12 protein-coding genes are annotated in these 15539 nt (G+C 70.8%); 6 read left to right on the forward strand and 6 right to left on the reverse strand.

The genetic code is table 11. The annotated features are described in order from the left end of the window. Positions 1-722 precede the first annotated feature (722 nt). Both ABZ321_RS28665 and ABZ321_RS28670 read left to right on the forward strand, forming a co-directional pair. A complete protein-coding gene (locus ABZ321_RS28665) occupies positions 723-1646 on the forward strand; it encodes a hypothetical protein (protein ID WP_344515557.1) in 924 nt (307 codons plus the stop codon). A gap of 124 nt (positions 1647-1770) precedes the next feature. Continuing rightward, positions 1771-1908 carry a hypothetical protein gene (locus ABZ321_RS28670; RefSeq protein ID WP_344515555.1) on the forward strand — a complete coding sequence of 46 codons (138 nt, stop codon included), beginning with the start codon at positions 1771-1773 and terminating at the stop codon, positions 1906-1908. On the opposite strand, the gene ABZ321_RS28675 is transcribed toward ABZ321_RS28670, so the two are convergent. The 5 genes from ABZ321_RS28675 to ABZ321_RS28695 all read right to left on the reverse strand — a co-directional run bounded on the left by ABZ321_RS28675 (position 1898) and on the right by ABZ321_RS28695 (position 7856). Continuing rightward, complete coding sequence (locus ABZ321_RS28675) at positions 1898-3490, reverse strand: beta-N-acetylhexosaminidase (RefSeq protein WP_354896793.1); 1593 nt, start codon at positions 3488-3490, stop codon at positions 1898-1900. The two genes, ABZ321_RS28670 and ABZ321_RS28675, sit on opposite strands and share 11 nt — an antisense overlap. Continuing rightward, positions 3487-4320 carry a carbohydrate ABC transporter permease gene (locus tag ABZ321_RS28680; protein WP_354896796.1) on the reverse strand — a complete coding sequence of 278 codons (834 nt, stop codon included), beginning with the start codon at positions 4318-4320 and terminating at the stop codon, positions 3487-3489. The genes ABZ321_RS28675 and ABZ321_RS28680 overlap by 4 nt, the downstream gene beginning before the upstream one ends. Continuing rightward, complete coding sequence (locus ABZ321_RS28685; RefSeq protein WP_354896798.1) at positions 4317-5303, reverse strand: sugar ABC transporter permease; 987 nt, start codon at positions 5301-5303, stop codon at positions 4317-4319. Before ABZ321_RS28685 ends, ABZ321_RS28680 begins: the two co-directional genes overlap by 4 nt. Next, complete coding sequence (locus ABZ321_RS28690; RefSeq protein ID WP_354896801.1) at positions 5300-6583, reverse strand: extracellular solute-binding protein; 1284 nt, start codon at positions 6581-6583, stop codon at positions 5300-5302. Before ABZ321_RS28690 ends, ABZ321_RS28685 begins: the two co-directional genes overlap by 4 nt. Before the next feature lie 106 nt (positions 6584-6689). Continuing rightward, entirely contained in the window at positions 6690-7856 is a 1167-nt protein-coding gene (locus ABZ321_RS28695; protein ID WP_354896804.1) for an alanine racemase, read from the reverse strand. Positions 7857-7958: 102 nt separating this feature from the next. Here ABZ321_RS28695 and ABZ321_RS28700 point away from each other — a divergent pair, with 102 nt between their 5' ends. Genes ABZ321_RS28700 through ABZ321_RS28710 form a run of 3 tightly spaced genes read left to right on the forward strand, consistent with a single transcriptional unit; the run spans position 7959 to position 10887 of the window. After that, on the forward strand, positions 7959-9269 hold the full coding sequence (locus ABZ321_RS28700; protein ID WP_354896807.1) for a transcriptional regulator: 1311 nt from the start codon (positions 7959-7961) through the stop codon (positions 9267-9269). After that, complete coding sequence (locus ABZ321_RS28705) at positions 9259-10497, forward strand: amidohydrolase/deacetylase family metallohydrolase (RefSeq protein ID WP_354896810.1); 1239 nt, start codon at positions 9259-9261, stop codon at positions 10495-10497. The genes ABZ321_RS28700 and ABZ321_RS28705 overlap by 11 nt, the downstream gene beginning before the upstream one ends. A gap of 12 nt (positions 10498-10509) precedes the next feature. Beyond that, positions 10510-10887, forward strand: coding sequence for a RidA family protein (locus ABZ321_RS28710; RefSeq protein WP_354896813.1), 378 nt, complete (start codon positions 10510-10512; stop codon positions 10885-10887). A 111-nt stretch (positions 10888-10998) separates the two neighbouring features. On the opposite strand, the gene ABZ321_RS28715 is transcribed toward ABZ321_RS28710, so the two are convergent. Beyond that, positions 10999-14706 carry an immunoglobulin domain-containing protein gene (locus tag ABZ321_RS28715; protein WP_354896816.1) on the reverse strand — a complete coding sequence of 1236 codons (3708 nt, stop codon included), beginning with the start codon at positions 14704-14706 and terminating at the stop codon, positions 10999-11001. Between ABZ321_RS28715 and ABZ321_RS28720 the strand changes: the two genes are divergently transcribed. After that, positions 14657-15067: a hypothetical protein gene (locus ABZ321_RS28720; RefSeq protein ID WP_354896819.1), complete on the forward strand. Its 411-nt coding sequence runs from the start codon at positions 14657-14659 to the stop codon at positions 15065-15067. The two genes, ABZ321_RS28715 and ABZ321_RS28720, sit on opposite strands and share 50 nt — an antisense overlap. Positions 15068-15539 lie beyond the last annotated feature (472 nt).

The raw sequence follows: 15539 nt of genomic DNA on the forward strand, positions 1-15539 counted from the left end.
AGCACGGTTCTCCGGCTCAGCGACCGTCGCTCCGAGTGAACCGGTTCCTTCTGATCCTGTGCCATGCCTTGCCTTTCTGTTCTGGTCGTCGATGCCGTTCCGCGTCGATCGCTCCTGAAGTTGTCGTTGTTAGCGCTAACTGCGAGGCGCCGACACTGTCAGAAATACGCCGGCCATTCAAGTGGGCATCCATATCTGCCGCTGCCACCGGGCGAGGGAAGCATGTAACTTTCCGCACCATAAATTGCGACTCAAGAGGGCCCAGGAACATAACAATTTCTCAGCACAGCTCATCAAACAGGTTCCGAAGTGGAACGACGACCACTGCGGTGACCCAGGTCGAGAAAGCGATCCGAGTTGACGCCAGATTGAACTGCGAGGCCGGACCAGCACTGAATTGTGACCACTCACCTCGCACCAGTCGTCGGCAATCGTGAACGGCGACGGACCGCACGCCACGACCACCCCACGGCTCATCCTCTTCACCCGGCACGGCAGCCACGGCACGGACCACGACCAGCGCGCCGGGCAGCGGCCGTCACCTCGGCATCACGTGCTTATACCTTCCCTGGCGGGGCAGGTCGCACGTCGACCGGTGAGCGGCCGAGCCCGGCACGGACCCGGCCACAAAGGGTGAGCTTCCGTGGAAAGTAGGCCTTGACGTGCGGGCTTTTTGGGATGCGCTGGCGGCCGGCGTCGATCGTCTGACGCTGGCCGGGTGGATGCAGATCATCTCGAGCATCGGTGCGGTCGCCGCGGCGATCGCCGGCGCCTCGGCCGCTCGCGCGGGGCGCGCGGCGGCCCGGACCGCCGCAAGGCAGTTGCCGGAGTTGCAGAAGCAGATCGAGATCAGTGCGGCTCAGTCGAAAACCGCCGACGAGCAGGTCACCCTCGCCCAGGAGGTCCTCAAGGCCGCGACGGCGGCGGTCCGGGAAGCGGCACGCGCCAGGACGGACGAGCGGGCTCCCCTCGTCGTCGCGCTGTTCGAGGCGCCGCAATGGCCCCCGTTGATCGACGCGACGCGTGACCGGATGCCGTACGGGGACGAACCGCGACTGCTCGACCAACGTTCTGTGGGGCGGGCCGAGACAGCCTCGCCGGCGCGGCTCTTCGCACGAGATGGAGCGCGGACACAGCTCATGTGGTTCCAGACCAGGGGTGTACTGATCAACGAGGGCACGACCACGGCACGGGTGCGACTCGACGACGAGGCCCAGTTCGTGGGGGCGACCGCCGCGAGGAGGGAGCGCCTCCTGCGACCGGGAGAGGTAGCCCCGTTCGAATGGGGGGCGGGTCACACGATCGCGGAGTGGGCGGTCGCCCGCGAGAAACCCGATCCGCCCAACCCGCTCGGCGCCTGCTTCTTGACGATCACCGTGTTCGACTCGTTCGAGCACGGCGTCTTCGACCACATCCACGTCGTCATGAGCGGCCGGCCGATCGTCCCGGTGGACGACACCTTCGACGAGGTGCGGCTCGCCTCCCGGGAGGCCGAGGCGGAGATGGAGGTCACGGTCTTCCCCACCCGGCGCACGTACCGCTCCGACGGCGTGCGGAGGGACCCCCTCCCTTGGGACGGCACGTACGCGGCATGGTGGAGGGCGAACGGACGGCGCACTCCGAGCCCGATGGCACCGTCGCACTGACGGCAGCGAGCGGGTGTGCGCGCAGATCACGTCCGCGAGGCGGCCGTCGTCGCCATGGGTGAGCAGCTACGGCCCGCGCACCTGCGGTTCCTTGTGCAGCCGGCCGTCGACTGGGTGCCCGGAGGTGCGGGCCGCCGCGCTGCGGGTGCTGGGGACCGCGTTCAGCGAACGGCCCGCGCTGCGACTTCCCGCCGTCCGCGCCGCCGCCAAGGTCATCCGTCACAAGCACGCCCTCGGCACGGCCGACCTGATCACTGCATGAACGGGGCACCCAGCATCGCGCGGATCTCCTCCTCCCGCTGGCCACGGGTCTTCGGGAAGCCCTGCGCGTCGGGGCGGCGCTGCCACGGGTGCGGGCCGCCCGGCGGGCGGTACTCGACGCCGAGCGCGTCGAGCCGGTCGAGGTGCCGCGCCAGCCTGGAGGTGAAGCCCTCGGCCGGGCCGGACCACATCACCTCGGCGAAGGCGGCCAGCCGCGGGAACGTCGCGTAGTCAACCGCGCGGGCGGACGGGAGGTGCTCGGTCCACACGTTGCACTGGGCGCCGAGCACCAGCCCCGCCTCGGCCAGGGTGAGGCCCGGCGGGACCGGGTCGAAGGTGTAGACGTCGGCGACGGACAGCCGCGTGCCGACGGGGATCGGTTCGTCGGGCGCGTCGGACTGGCGGTAGTCGAGGTAGGTCCACATGTCTGGGCAGGAGACGACGTGGTGGCCTGCGCGGACCGCGCGGACGGCCGCTTCCGGGCCGCGCCACGCAGCGATCAGTGCACCGCCGGGGGCGCCACCTTCGAGGATCTCGTCCCACCCGTGCACCGTCCGGCCGTGGCCGGCGATGTGGCCGGCGACCTGGCCGACGAACCACGCCTGCAGTGCCGTTTCGTCGGGCAGCCCGAGCTCCCGCATCCGGTCCTGGGCTGCGGGGCTCGCCTTCCACTCGTCCTTGGGGCACTCGTCGCCGCCGATGCCGATGTACTGCCCGGGGAAGATCGCGCACAGCTCGTCGATCACGGCACGGCAGAAGTCGAGGGCGGCGTCGGACACGTTGAGCACGTGCGGTGAGATGCCCCAGCCGGTCCGCACGTCCACGTCGGCGAGGCCGTTGCCGAGCTGCGGGTATGCGGCCACGGCCGCCTGCATGTGGCCCGGCAGGTCGACCTCCGGCACGACCGTGATGTGCCGGTCGGCGGCGTAGGCGACGATCTCGCGCAGGTCGTCGGCGGTGTAGTAGCCGCCGTGCGGGCGGTCGTCGACGACGCCGTGCTGGCGCGACCCGCGCATCGTGCCATGCCGCCACGTCGCGATCTCGACGAGGCGCGGGTAACCGGGAATCGGCAGGCGCCACCCCTGGTCGTCGGTGAGATGCAGATGCAGCACGTTCAGCTTGTGTACCGACAGCAGGTCGACGAACCGCAGCACGTCGGCTTTCGGCATGAAGTGCCGGGCGACGTCGAGCATGCACCCGCGCCACGGCCACCGCGGCGCATCGTCGACGGTCACGGCGGGCAGCAGCCAGTCGACCCCGGTGACCGGCGCCCGGCGGTACACCTCGGGCGGCAGGACCTGCAGAAGGCTCTGCAGACCATGGAAGACCCCGGCAGGCGTGCCGCCGGTGAGGTCGACGCCGTCCGCGGTGATGCGTAGGCGATAGCCCTCGTCGGGCAGCGAACGGTCGACGGACAACCGGATGTCGTCGCCGGGCGGCAGGAAGCAGCCGGTGGCCGGGCCGAGCGTGGCGCGCAGCCAGGCCGCGGCCCGCTCGAGCCCGGGGGCGGCGGAAAGGGTCGTCGCGGGGGTGAGGCGAAACCCGCCGCGGTCGGGTTCCACTGTGGACGGACGGGGGATCATCCTTTCACCGCCCCGCCGAGACCGGCCACGAGACGGCGCCGAACCAGCAGGAAGAACAGCAGCACCGGCACGGTCATCAGCACGGACGCGGCCATGATGCCGCCCCAGTCGTTCTCGTCGGGTTTGAAGAACACCAGCAGCGCCATCGGCAGCGTCTGGTTCTCGGTGGCGCTGATGATGAAGGTCCGGGCGAACAGGAAGTCGTTCCACGCGGTGATGAACGAGAACACGCTCGTCGCCGCGAGACCCGGCGCGACCAACGGGAACAGGATCCGCCACAGGACGGTGAAGCGGCTGGCGCCGTCGATGACGGCGGCCTCCTCGAGCTCGTCGGGGACGGCGGCGACGAACCCGCGCAGCATCCAGATCGCGAACGGCAGCGTGAACGCGGTGTGCACCAGCACCAGCGAGCCGAGCGTGTTGAGCCCGACCCCCGGCACGACGGTGCCGACGTCGCGGACGAGGAAGAACAGCGGGATGGTCAGCGCCTCGATCGGCACCATCTGCGCGGTGAGGAACATGACCAGGATCGTCGTGCGGAACTTGAAGTGGTACTTGGTGAGCACCACTGCGGCGAGGAACGCGACGAGCGCCGACAGGGCGACCACGACGAGGGCGACGACGAGGCTGTTGAGGAAGTACCGGCCGAAGCTCTCGACGCCGAGGACGCGGCGGAAACTGTCCAGCGACGGCGCGAGCGTCCACGGCCGCTGGTGCAGCGACTGGATCTCGCCGGGCGGTTTGACCGCCGACAGCAGCATCCAGTAGATCGGGAAGATCGTGACGAGGGCGACGAGGACCGCGATCCCGTTGAGGAGGTGCTTTCTCACAGCGGTTCTCCGCTCCTGCGCAGCGCCCGCAGGTACGCGAGCGTCACCGCGAGCAGGATGACCATCATGACCACGCCGATGGCCGAGCCGAGGCCGTATTCGGACGCGGCGAACGCCTGCTGGTAGGCGTAAACGTTGAGGGTGAGGTTCTGCCCGGCGATCCCGCCACCGCCGGTCATCACGTAGATCTGGGTGAACACCTTGAAGTCCCAGATGATCGACTGGATGACGACGATGGTGAGCAGCGGCCGCAGGATCGGCACGATGATCCGCCAGAACTGCTGCCAGGCGCCGGCGCCGTCGAGCTGGGCCGCCTCGAGGGTCGCGGCGGGGATGGCCTTGATCCCGGCGTACAGGGTGACCATGACGAACGGGAACGAGTGCCACACGACGACGGCGCCGATGAGGCCGAAGGCGCTGTAGCGGTCGTACATCCAGTTGTGACCGTCGAATCCGAGGACCTGGTTGACGAGGCCGAGGTTGGCGTCGAAGAGGAACATCCACACGGTGGACCCGGTGACCGCGGGCGCGGCCCACGCCGACAGCGCCGCGACCGACAGCAGCGTCCGCGGCCACCGCCCGACCCGGGTCAGCAGCACCGCGAGCGCGGCGCCGACGGCGAGGGTCGCCACGACGCAGGCGGCCGCGAAGCCGATGGTGGCGAGCAGCACCGACCAGAACCGTTCGGCGCCGAACAGTTCCGCGTAGTTGCCGGCGCCGACGAAGCGGGTCGGCTGCCCGCCGCTCACCTGCGCCTGCCGGAAGTCCAGCACCGACAGCAGGCCGAGCTGGTAGATCGGGTAGGCGAACAGCGGGATCAGCACCGCGGCGGCCGGGACCAGCATCCACCACGGGGTGCGCCGCGCGCGGCCGGACGGGCCGGTGGCCGGGCGCCCGCCGCGACCGTCCACCGACCCGCCGGGTGCGGACGAGCGGCGGGCCGGCTTGGACCGGCCCGCCTCGTCCAGCGGGATCACTGTCACTTGAAGGCCGCGTTCATCGCGGTCGCCGCCTCGTCGGTCGCCTGCTCGACCGTCGCCTTGCCGGTCACGATCTTCTCCAGCATCGTCGGTACGACCGCCTGCGCGTCGATCTTGCCCCAGCCTGGGTGCAGCGGGACGAACTTCGTGCCGGCCGCGATGGTGTCCATGAACGGCTTGAGGAACGGTTCCTTGCCGGCCAGTTCGGTGCGGGCCGAGGTGAGCGTCGGCAGGTTGCCCATCGCGGTGTACATCTGCTCTTGGTACTTCTTGCTCGCGAGCAGCTTCATGAACTCGGCCGCGAGGGTGCGCCGCTGGGTGCTCTTCATGACGCCGAGATTGTTGCCGCCGGCGAACGCGGGCGCGACCGACCCGGGCCTGGTGCCGGGCAGCGGCACGACCGCGTACTTGCCCTTCGCCGCACCGGCCTCCACGGCGGCCCGGTTGAAGTTGCCGAGGATCGCCATGCCGGCCTTGCCGCTGGCGAACAGCTCCACCGTCTTGCCGCCGGTGAGGTCGGCGCACTGCTGCGGCGGGCAGTTGTCGGCCTTGATGAGGTCGGTGTACGCCTTCACCCCGGCCCGCGACTGGGGCGAGTTGATGGTGGCGGTGTAGCCGGTGCCGGACTTCGTGGCGAGGTCGCCGCCCGCGTCCCACACGAACGGCAGCGCGCCGAAGGTGTACTTGCCGCCGACTGCGAGGCCGAACAGCTCCGGCTTCTTGGCCCGGATCTGCTTGGCGGCGGCGACGAGCTCCGCCTGTGAGGTCGGCGGGGTGAGGCTGAGCTCGGTGAACACGTCGGTGCGGTAGTAGAGGGCGCGCACCCCGACGTACCACGGCACGCCGTAGAGCTTGCCGTCGATGGTGGCGCTGTTCTTCAGGTCGGCGCCGAGGTCCAGCCCTTCGGCGTCCTTGCCGACCTCGGCGAGGCCGCCGGCGGCGACGTATTCGGGCAGGTCGGTGTTGCCGAACTCCACCATGTCGGGCGCGCTGGACGGGTCGTTGAAGGCGCCCTTGAACCGTTCGCTGCGGGTGTTGACCGCGATGTAGGTGACCTCGACCGTCACGTCCTTGTGCGCCGCCTTGAACTCGGCGACGGCGTCGTTGACGACCTTCTCCTTGGGCGCGCGGTTGGGCTCGTCGAACAGCCACACCCGCAGGGCGCCGGTCTGCTTGTCGGCGCCGTCGTTCTGCGCGGGGGTGGTCGACGGCGCGCAACCGGTCAGCCCGGCGACCAGACCGGCCGCGAGGAGACCGGCGAGCGCCGTTGCGCGATATCTCATGTGGGCTCCCTTGAGGGGTGGCGCTTACGGACCTGGTTCGTATATGGTTCGTTGAACTGGCCCCTAGCCTGAGACGCCGGTCACCTCCGCGTCAATAGGTCGGCGCTCAGAAATGCGTCCGCAGGACATCCGTTACCGTGCCGTCATCGTCGACGACCGGGATCGCCCGCCACTTGTCGAAGGCGGTGCACGGGTGCGAGATGCCCAGCTCCACCAGGTCACCGGGGCGCAGCAGAGCGTCCGGGTCGGCGAGGAACAGGTGGTGGTCGTTGACCTTCGTGACCGTCAGCCGGCCGTCGCGCGGGATCGGCAGCCCCTCGTCGAAGGAGACGTCACGCTTGCCGGCGCCCAGGATCGCCAGCCCCGGCTCGGGTGCGGAAAGGACCTGCGCCCACAGCGTCAGCGCCGGGCGCAGCTCGCCGGCAACCCGGTTGAACGGGGTCCGTTCGCGGTAGAAGCCCTCGTCGTGGGACAGGTACGCGCCGCTGCGCAGCACCGTGGTGACCCGGTGGCCCACGGGCCACCGCGCGCCGGCGCCGAGGCGGGCCGCGACCAGGTCGAACCAGGCGCTGCCACCGGTCGCGACCAGCACCTCCGGGCCGAGCAGTCCGGCCCTGGACAGCGCGTGGACGGCCGCCCGCAGGTCGTCGAGGAAGCCGGACACACCCTCGGCGTCAGGCTGGGTGCCCTCGTAGCCGGCCACCCCGGCGAGGCGCAGCGCCGGGTCGGCCGCGACGGCGGCCGCGACCGCCAGGAGCTCGTCCTGGCTGCGGCAGCCGGTACGGCCGCCGGGGTGCCCGAGCTCCACGAGGACCGGCAGCGGCAGTCCGGCGGCGGCTCGTACACCAACCACGGAGTCGACCTGGAAGATCACCTCGAAGCCGGCCTCGCGCTCCCGCGCCAGCCACTCCAGAACGCGGCGGTCGAGCAGCTGACCGGCCACGACGACCCGGGTCGCGCCGAGGTTGCGCAGCGCGAGGACCTGGCTGGCGGTGGCCGCCGTCAGTGCCCACGCCCCGGCGGCGAGCTGCGCCCGCAGCAGCGAGGGGGCCATGTGGGTCTTGGCGTGCGGGGCGAAGGCGAGGCCGTGCGCGGCGCAGAAGTCGGCCATGGCGCGCACGTTGTGCTCCAGCGCCGACTTCCGGGCCACCAGCAGCGGCCAGGTGAACGCGCCGTCGAACAACCCCGGGCGGGCCGCCAGGAAGTCGCCGGTCGGCACCGGGTCCGGCTGCCAGAATCCCTTGGTGCGCCAGTCCAGCAGTTCGCCGCTCATGAGATCTCCCGCTTGATTCTTCGGCCCGGAACCCGCAAGCTTCAACGAGCTACTTACGAACCGGCTCGTATAGCGCCGGAGCATAACGGAAGGACCCCGCCAGTGCCGGTGCCGATGGTGATCGGGCTCGTCGTGCACGCGAGCCACCGCGGCCTGTTCGAGGACGCGGCCCGCACGCTGACGGGCGTCGCCCTCGAATGGGTGGTCTACGAGCACGAGGGCCAGATCCGGGCCGGCGTCCGCGCGCTGCTGGAGCGCCGCACCGTCGACGGCCTGCTGCTCGGCCCGGTGCCCTATGCCAGATGCCGCGACGTGCTCCCCGACGGGCTGACCGTCGCCATCACCCGCTCCGCCGGGCTCGACCTGGCGCTCGCCTGGTGCAGGGCGCTCATCCGCGGACTGCCGGCGACACCGGTCAGCATCGACACGTTCACCCAGGAGACCGTCGACGACGTCGCCCACGCCCTCGGCCTCAACCGCGCCGACGTCGCGTGCCTGCCGTTCGAACCCGAACAGTCCGTCGAGGAGATCGTCGAGTTCCACCGCGCGTTCCGGGCCAGGTCCGGCAGCGCGTACACGATCAGCGTCCGCACCGGCGTGATGGCTGCCCTCGACGGCGAGCTGCCCGTCCTCAGCGGCATCACCGGCCTCGCCACACTCCGCGCCGAGCTGCACGAGCTGGCGCTGCGCATCCAGTCGAAGCGGGCCAGCGAGCTGCGGTTCGCCGCCGGGGTGTTCCTCATCGCCAACCACTCCCCCAACCTCGACCGGGCCCGCATCGGCCTGATGAACCTGCTGCTCAACACCCCCGAGCTCGCTGACGGCTGGATCGAGAACCGCGACCGGCGCGGCGTCGTCGTCTTCGCGCACCGGGCGCTGTTCGAGACCCTCACCGGCAACTGGGTGAGCCTGCCGGTCCTCGCCCGCGCCCAGGAGACCCTCGGCGTGCGGGTCGTCGCCGGGTTCGGGGTCGGCGCCAGCGCCCGCACGTGCGTCGCCCTCGCCGAACGGGCCGCCGCCCGCGCCGAGCAGGACGGTTCGCCGGTCGCGTACCTCGTCGAGGACAGCGGCGTCGTCATCGGGCCGATGGGCAGCGCCGGGACGCCGCTCACGTTCACGTACCGCGGCCACAGCGACGGCCTCGAGAGCCTCGCCCGCGGCATCGGCCTGAGCCCGGCGACACTGTCGCGGCTCGCCGCGCTCGACCGTACCCTCAACGGCCGACCGATCTCCCCCAGCGACCTGGCCAGCTCGCTGGGCATCACCGACCCCAGCGGCCGGCGGCTCATCCGCAAGCTCGGCGAGCACAACCTCGTCACCGCCGAAGGCAGCGCCCAGGCCACCCCGAAGGGCCGCCCCACCACGCTCTACCGGCTGACGATCAACGAGGCGATGGCCACCGATGGCGAGTGACCTCCTGCTGACCGGCGGCACTCTGCTCGAACCCTCCGGCACCTTCGACGTCGCCGTCCACGGTGGACGGATCGCCGCGATCGGGCCGGACCTGCCGCGCGACGGCGCCCGCACGGTCGTCGACGCCCGCGGCCAGCTCGTCACCCCCGGCCTGATCGACCTGCACACCCACGTCCACCCCGGCGCCACCTACTGGGGCATCGACCCCGACCCCGTCGCCTGGTACTCCGGGGTGACCACATGGGTCGACGCAGGCTCGGCCGGCGCGTACACCTTGGACGGGCTGCGACAGGCGGTGCGCGGGATGACCGTGCGGGTGCCCGTGCTGCTCAACATCGCCGCCGTCGGCCTCACCGGCCGCACCGGCGAGAGCAAGGACATCAACTCATGCGACGTCGACCTCGCCATCGAGACCGTCACCGCCAACCGCGACCTCGTCGCCGGCATCAAGGTGCGCATCGACCGGGAGACCGTCGGCCGCAACGGCATCGAGCCGCTCCGCCGTGGCCTGCGGGTCGCCGACGCGTGCGGGGTGCCGCTGATGGCGCACATCGGCGCCGGCCCGCCCTCCGTCGACGAGGTCCTCGACCTGCTGCGCCCCGGCGACCTCGTCACCCACTGCGCCAGTGCCATCGCTGCAGGGGATGCTGTGGTACGTCCGTCCCTTGTGGACGCCTATCGACGTGGTGTGCGGTTCGACGTCGGACACGGCTCGGGCGGGTTCGCGTTCGACGTCCTCGAGGCGCAGCTCGCCGCGGGGCTCGTACCGTTCAGCGTCTCCTCCGACCTGCACGCACGGTCGCTGTACGGCCCGGTGTTCGACCTGCCGACGACGATGGCGAAACTCCTCGCCGCCGGCCTTCCCCTCGCCGAGGTGGTGGCCGCGGCGACGAGCCGGCCCGCCGCCGCCCTCGGCCTGCCCGGCGGGACCCTCACCGTCGGCGCGCCCGCGGACCTCGCCATCTGGGACGTCCGCGACGAGCCGTTCACCGTCGTCGACGCCCACCAGCAGCGGCGCACGTCCCCCGTCCGGCTCGTCAACGAGGCCACCTACGTCGGGGGCCGGCTGCTGCCCGCCCGGCTGCCCGCCGACCCGCCGCCCTGGGTGCCGCTGACAGCCGCCCAGCGCTCGGCGCTGTCGGCACGCACCGACGGGCTGCGCGCGCTGCTGAACACCCCACTCGTCGGCCCTGACGACCTCGCCGAACAGTTCCCACGCCACCACTGAAAGGTTGCCACCATGCCCAAGCGGACCGTCATGACCGACCAGGCCGCACCACCCGGCGGGCCGTATTCGCACGCCGTCGTCGCCGGTGACACCATCTACCTCGCCGGGGCCATCCCGGCACTGCCAGACGGGACGCGGGTGACCGGCCCGTTCGAGGAACAGGCCCGGGCCGCCTTCCGGAACCTGGCCGCCGTCGCCGCCGCCTGCGGGGCGTCACTCGACCAGGCCGTGCGGGTCGGCGTGTACCTGCGGGACTTCACCGACTTCCCGGCGATGAACGCGATCTACGCCGAGTTCTTCGGCCCTGACGACCTACCGGTCCGCACGACGATCCCGGTGCCGCTCGTCGGATTCGACATCGAGGTCGACGCGGTCCTGTACACGGGCTGAGCGCGCCTCTCATCGACGCCGCCGGGCCACGGGCGGCCGGCAGCGCCCGCGGAAGGCTGCGAGCAGCTCCCGCCGCAGAACGTCGGTCGGGCCGACGTCCCGAGAAGGCTGTCATGACCAGCGGCGGCGCCGGCTTCCCGCGGCGAGGAGGACGGTGCCGCCGGCGGTGGCAGCGAGGCCGGTCGCCAACATCAGCGCGATCGCCGGGCCGGTGATCGGCAGGCTGCCGTCGACGGTCGGTGCCACGGTGATGGCTAGCGCCATCGCGCGGGGCGAGCCGTCCGGGGCGACGCCCTGGGCGACCGCGGTGTGGCCACCGGCGGGCAGGCCGGGCGGGATGGTGACCAGTTTGGTGAAGTCGCCCTTCTCGTCGGTCAGCGCGGTGCCCAGAACGATCGGATCGGAGTACATCGTGATGATCGCGGTGGAGTGCGGCGCGAACCCGGTGCCGATGAACGTGATCTGCTCGCCAGGGGCCGCGCGGCTGATGTCGCCCTGGTCAGTCGTGAGCCGCAGGTCGGTCTGCGGCGGCGTGGCCGGCGGCTGCGGTGCTTGCGGCGTCGCCTCCTGCGAGGCGTCGCTCGGTGCGGAGTTGCCGGCGGCGGAGTTCGCCACGACGGTCACCGTGTACGTGGTGCCGGCTGCGGCGCCGAGGACGCAGGTGAGCTCGCTCTTGGTGCTGCAGGTCGCAGGGCCCGGGCTGGCGGTGGCGGTGTAGCCGGTCACCGGCGATCCGTTGGCCTTCGACGCCTGCCAGGTGACCGTGATCGAAGAGGTACCGGCGACGATCTTCACCTCCGACGGGGCGTCCGGCGGCAGGGCCTGGGCGAGGACCGTCAGCGTCGCCGCGCTGCTGGTCGCCGATCCGACGCTGTTGGTGAACACGGCCCGGTACTGCAAACCGGTGAGGTTCATCGCCGCTGTGAGCGACACCGACATGCCGGTCTTGCCGGGAAGGTCGGTCCACGTGCCGCCGCTGTCGGCGGACTGCCACTGCACCGTCGGCGTGGGTGCGCCACTGGCGGCGGCCGAGAACACCACCGGTTGACCGGTGACGACCGACTGGTCCTGCGGCTGGGTGGTCACGGCCGGGACCGCGGTCACGGTCAGATCGGCGGCGTCGCTGGTGACAGCGGCGACGCTGTTGGTGAAGACGGCCCGGTACTGCTTGCCGTCGTCACCGGCGGCGGCCACGAAGGTGTGGCTGGTCGAGGTGGCGCCGGCGATGTCGGTCCAGCTGCCCGCGCCGGTCTTCGACTGCCACTGCACCGTCGGCGTCGGTCGCCCGGACGCCGTCGCGGTGAATGTCACCGAGTTACCGGCGAGCGCTGTCTGCGACTGCGGATTACCCTCGACCGCTGGGGTCGTGTTGACCGTCAACGTCGCCGCGCCGGTCGGCACCGGACCGCCGATGCCGTTGGTGAACACCGCCCGGTACTGGTTGCCGTCGTCGGTCGGTGCGGTGGTGAACGTGTGGCTGCCGCTCGTCGCACCCGGGAGGTCGGCCCAGGCGGCTGTGCCGACCTTGACCTGCCACTGCACCGTCGGGACCGGGAAACCGCCGGCCGCTGCCGTGAACGTCACCGGCCCGCCGGCGGTGACCGCCTGGCTCTGCGGCTGCGTATTCACCGACGGGCCGGCGTTGACGGTCAGCGTCGCCACGTTGGTCGTGGCGGGGCTGTCGATACCGTTGGTGAAGATCGCACGGTACTGCTTGGCGTTGTCACCGGCCGCCGACGTGAACGTGTACGTGGCGGTGGTGGCGCCGGCGATGTCGGTCCAGCTGCCCGCGCCGGTCTTCGACTGCCACTGCACCGTCGGCGTCGGGTTGCCGGTCGCCGCCGCGGTGAACGACACCGCGGCGCCGGCGGTCACCTGCTGGTCCTGCGGCTGGGTGGTCACGCCCGGTCCGGTCTGGACGGTCAGTGTCGCGGCCGCTGTGGCGACCAGGGAGCCGATGCCGTTGGTGAAGACCGCCCGGTACTGCTTGGCGTCATCACCAGCGGCCGTCGTGAACGTGTAACTGAGCCCAGTCTCACCGGCGATGTCGGTCCAGCTGCCCGCGCCCGTCTTCGACTGCCACTGCACCGCCGGCGTCGGTGTGCCGGTCGCCGCCACCGTGAACGTCACCTGTTCGCCGCTGAGCTTCGTCTGCGACTGCGGGTCGGTCGTCACGGCGGGCCCGGACTGGACGGTCAGGGTCGCTGCGTTCGTCGTCGCCGGGGAGCCGATGCCGTTGGTGAAGACCGCCCGGTACTGCTTGGCGTCATCACCAGCGGCCGTCGTGAACGTGTAACTGAGCCCGGTCTCACCGGCGATGTCGGTCCAGCTGCCCGTGCCCGTCTTCGACTGCCACTGCACCGCCGGCGTCGGTGTGCCGGTCGCCGCCACGGTGAACGTCACCGGTTGCCCGGCATTCTTCGTCTGCGACTGCGGGTGTGTGGTCACCGCCGGAGTCGCCGTCACCGACAGCGTAGCCGGATCGGTAGGCACCACCGGGGTCTGGCCCACCATGGTGTTGCTGAACACCGCCCGGTACTGCTTGCCGCCGTCACCGGAGGACACTGTGAAGGTGTACGACAGGCTCGTCTCCCCGGCGACGTCGGTCCAGCTGCCCGCGCCGGTCTTCGACTGCCACTGCACCGTCGGCGTCGGGTTGCCGCTTGCCGCAGCGGTGAACGTCACCTGTTCGCCGCTGTTCTTCGTCTGCGACTGCGGGTGTGTCGTCACGACCGGCGGTGTGGAGACCGTCAACGTCGCCGCGCTGCTCGCGTCGCTGCCTGCGACGTTGCTGAACACGGCCCGGACCTGCTTGCCGTCGTCGGACGCCTGCACGTTCGTGAGGGTGAGCGTGCCGGTGGTCGCGCCTGCGATGTCGACCCAGCCGCCGCCCGCGCTCAGGGTCTGCCATTTGACGGCCGGGGAGGGCACGCCTCCCTGCGACGTGGCGGTGAACGTCGCGGTGTCACCGACGTCGACCGTTCTGTGATTCGGCTGCTCATCCACCGTCGGCGCCACGTTGGCGACGTAGGTGTACTCGATGTCGAGGTTGGAGGCGCCGTCGGGCGACGTGACGACCACCGACACCATGCCGTCGGCATGTGCCGGGGTGACCGCCGTGATCTTGACGTCGCTGTCGACCCTGTAGGAGGCGGCGTTCGTGCCGCCGAACGTCACTGCGGCCGCGCCGGTGACGCCGGTGAAGCCGCTGCCGGAGATGACCACCGTCTCACCGCCGTCGACCGAGCCGCTGGTGGGCGCGAGACCGGAGATGTTCGGACCCTCGGTGAACGTGAACTTGGTGTTCGCCGAGGTCTCCGACACCATCGGCTCGGGCCCGGCGCCCATCTCCACGTTGCTGATCGACACGGTCACGTCGACCACGGAGGCGACGTCGACCGCGGTCGTCGCGGTGATCTGGGTGTTGCTGTCGACCGTGAAACTCGACGCCTCCTGGGCGCCGAAGAACACCTTGTCCACGAGCGCGAAGCCGGAGCCGGTGATGACGACACTCGTGCCGCCCGTCTTCGAGCCGGTGCCGGGGCTGATCGACGAGACGACCGGCGGGGACAGCCAGTACACGGTCGTGGCCTCGCTGCCCACGGTCTCGGTGTCGCCGTCGTACACCGTGTAGACCTCGACGGTGCCGGCCGGCTTCGCGCTGGGCAGGACCACCTGGATGTCGCCGAACTGCAGGTCCCACGCGCTGCGGGCGATCGCTACCCCGTTGGCACGGACCTGGGTGACCGAGGCGAGGTTCGTGCCGACGATGAAGAACCCCGGCCCCGGGTTCGTCGACGAGAACTTCCGCGAGGACAACGACGTGATCGTAGGAGCCGCAGCCTCGAGGATGCGCGTGCGCGGCTCTGTGCTCACCGGCGCTGCAGTCGACCCGGACTTCGGGCGGGTCGCCGTATTTCCGGATGCTGTCGCAGGATTCTTGACCGTCTCCGCATGGCCGAGCGTGGCGGTGTCGGCCGCCGTCGCCGACCCTGCTGCGAACGCGGCCGCCGGCGCACCGTTCAGACCGACCAACGTCACCAATACCACCAGCGTCAAGACCGCGCTGGCCGAACTGCGCCAACGCCAGCCGTGGCGGCCACGGGATCGCAATGCACCAAACACGTCAACCCCCGTGGACGCTCGGCGACAGAATCATCCGGTTTGCCACCAAACTTAAGCTTGACCTGGTGCACTCCAAGGCGTAATGGCAAGATTCGCCGCATTCGGCCCGGCCGGGCATCGCGTCCCAGCGACCAGGGTGACGGTGGCGGCGTCGAGGTCGAACGTCGCGGTAGGGCCGTCGCGGTGTGCGGTGCGGCCGAGGTACGTCTCGTCGCGATGCACGACGTCGGGCAAAGGTGTCATCGGACACTGGCGGGAGCCCCGGAACCGGCCGTGTGAAGACATTGAAACAGCGTGATACTTCAATTAGAGTGACTCACTGCTCCGGAAAGCGCTTTCCTGCCCCCGACGCTGGGAGTTTCGCTTGGAGCGAGAGTAGCCCGGTCCGTTGAGAAGACGACGCGGCGGCGCGCGTCCCACCTACGTCAGGTACCCGCCTGATCACGAGAAGGGTCGCCATGAGTTCCCAGACCGTCCCAGAAGTCGCCCGCCGGCGGCACCGGGCGCCAGTCGTCGCTCTCGGGCTG

This window comes from Dactylosporangium sp. NPDC006015 (assembly GCF_040614215.1).
In the GTDB taxonomy this organism is placed as follows: domain Bacteria; phylum Actinomycetota; class Actinomycetes; order Mycobacteriales; family Micromonosporaceae; genus Dactylosporangium; species Dactylosporangium maewongense.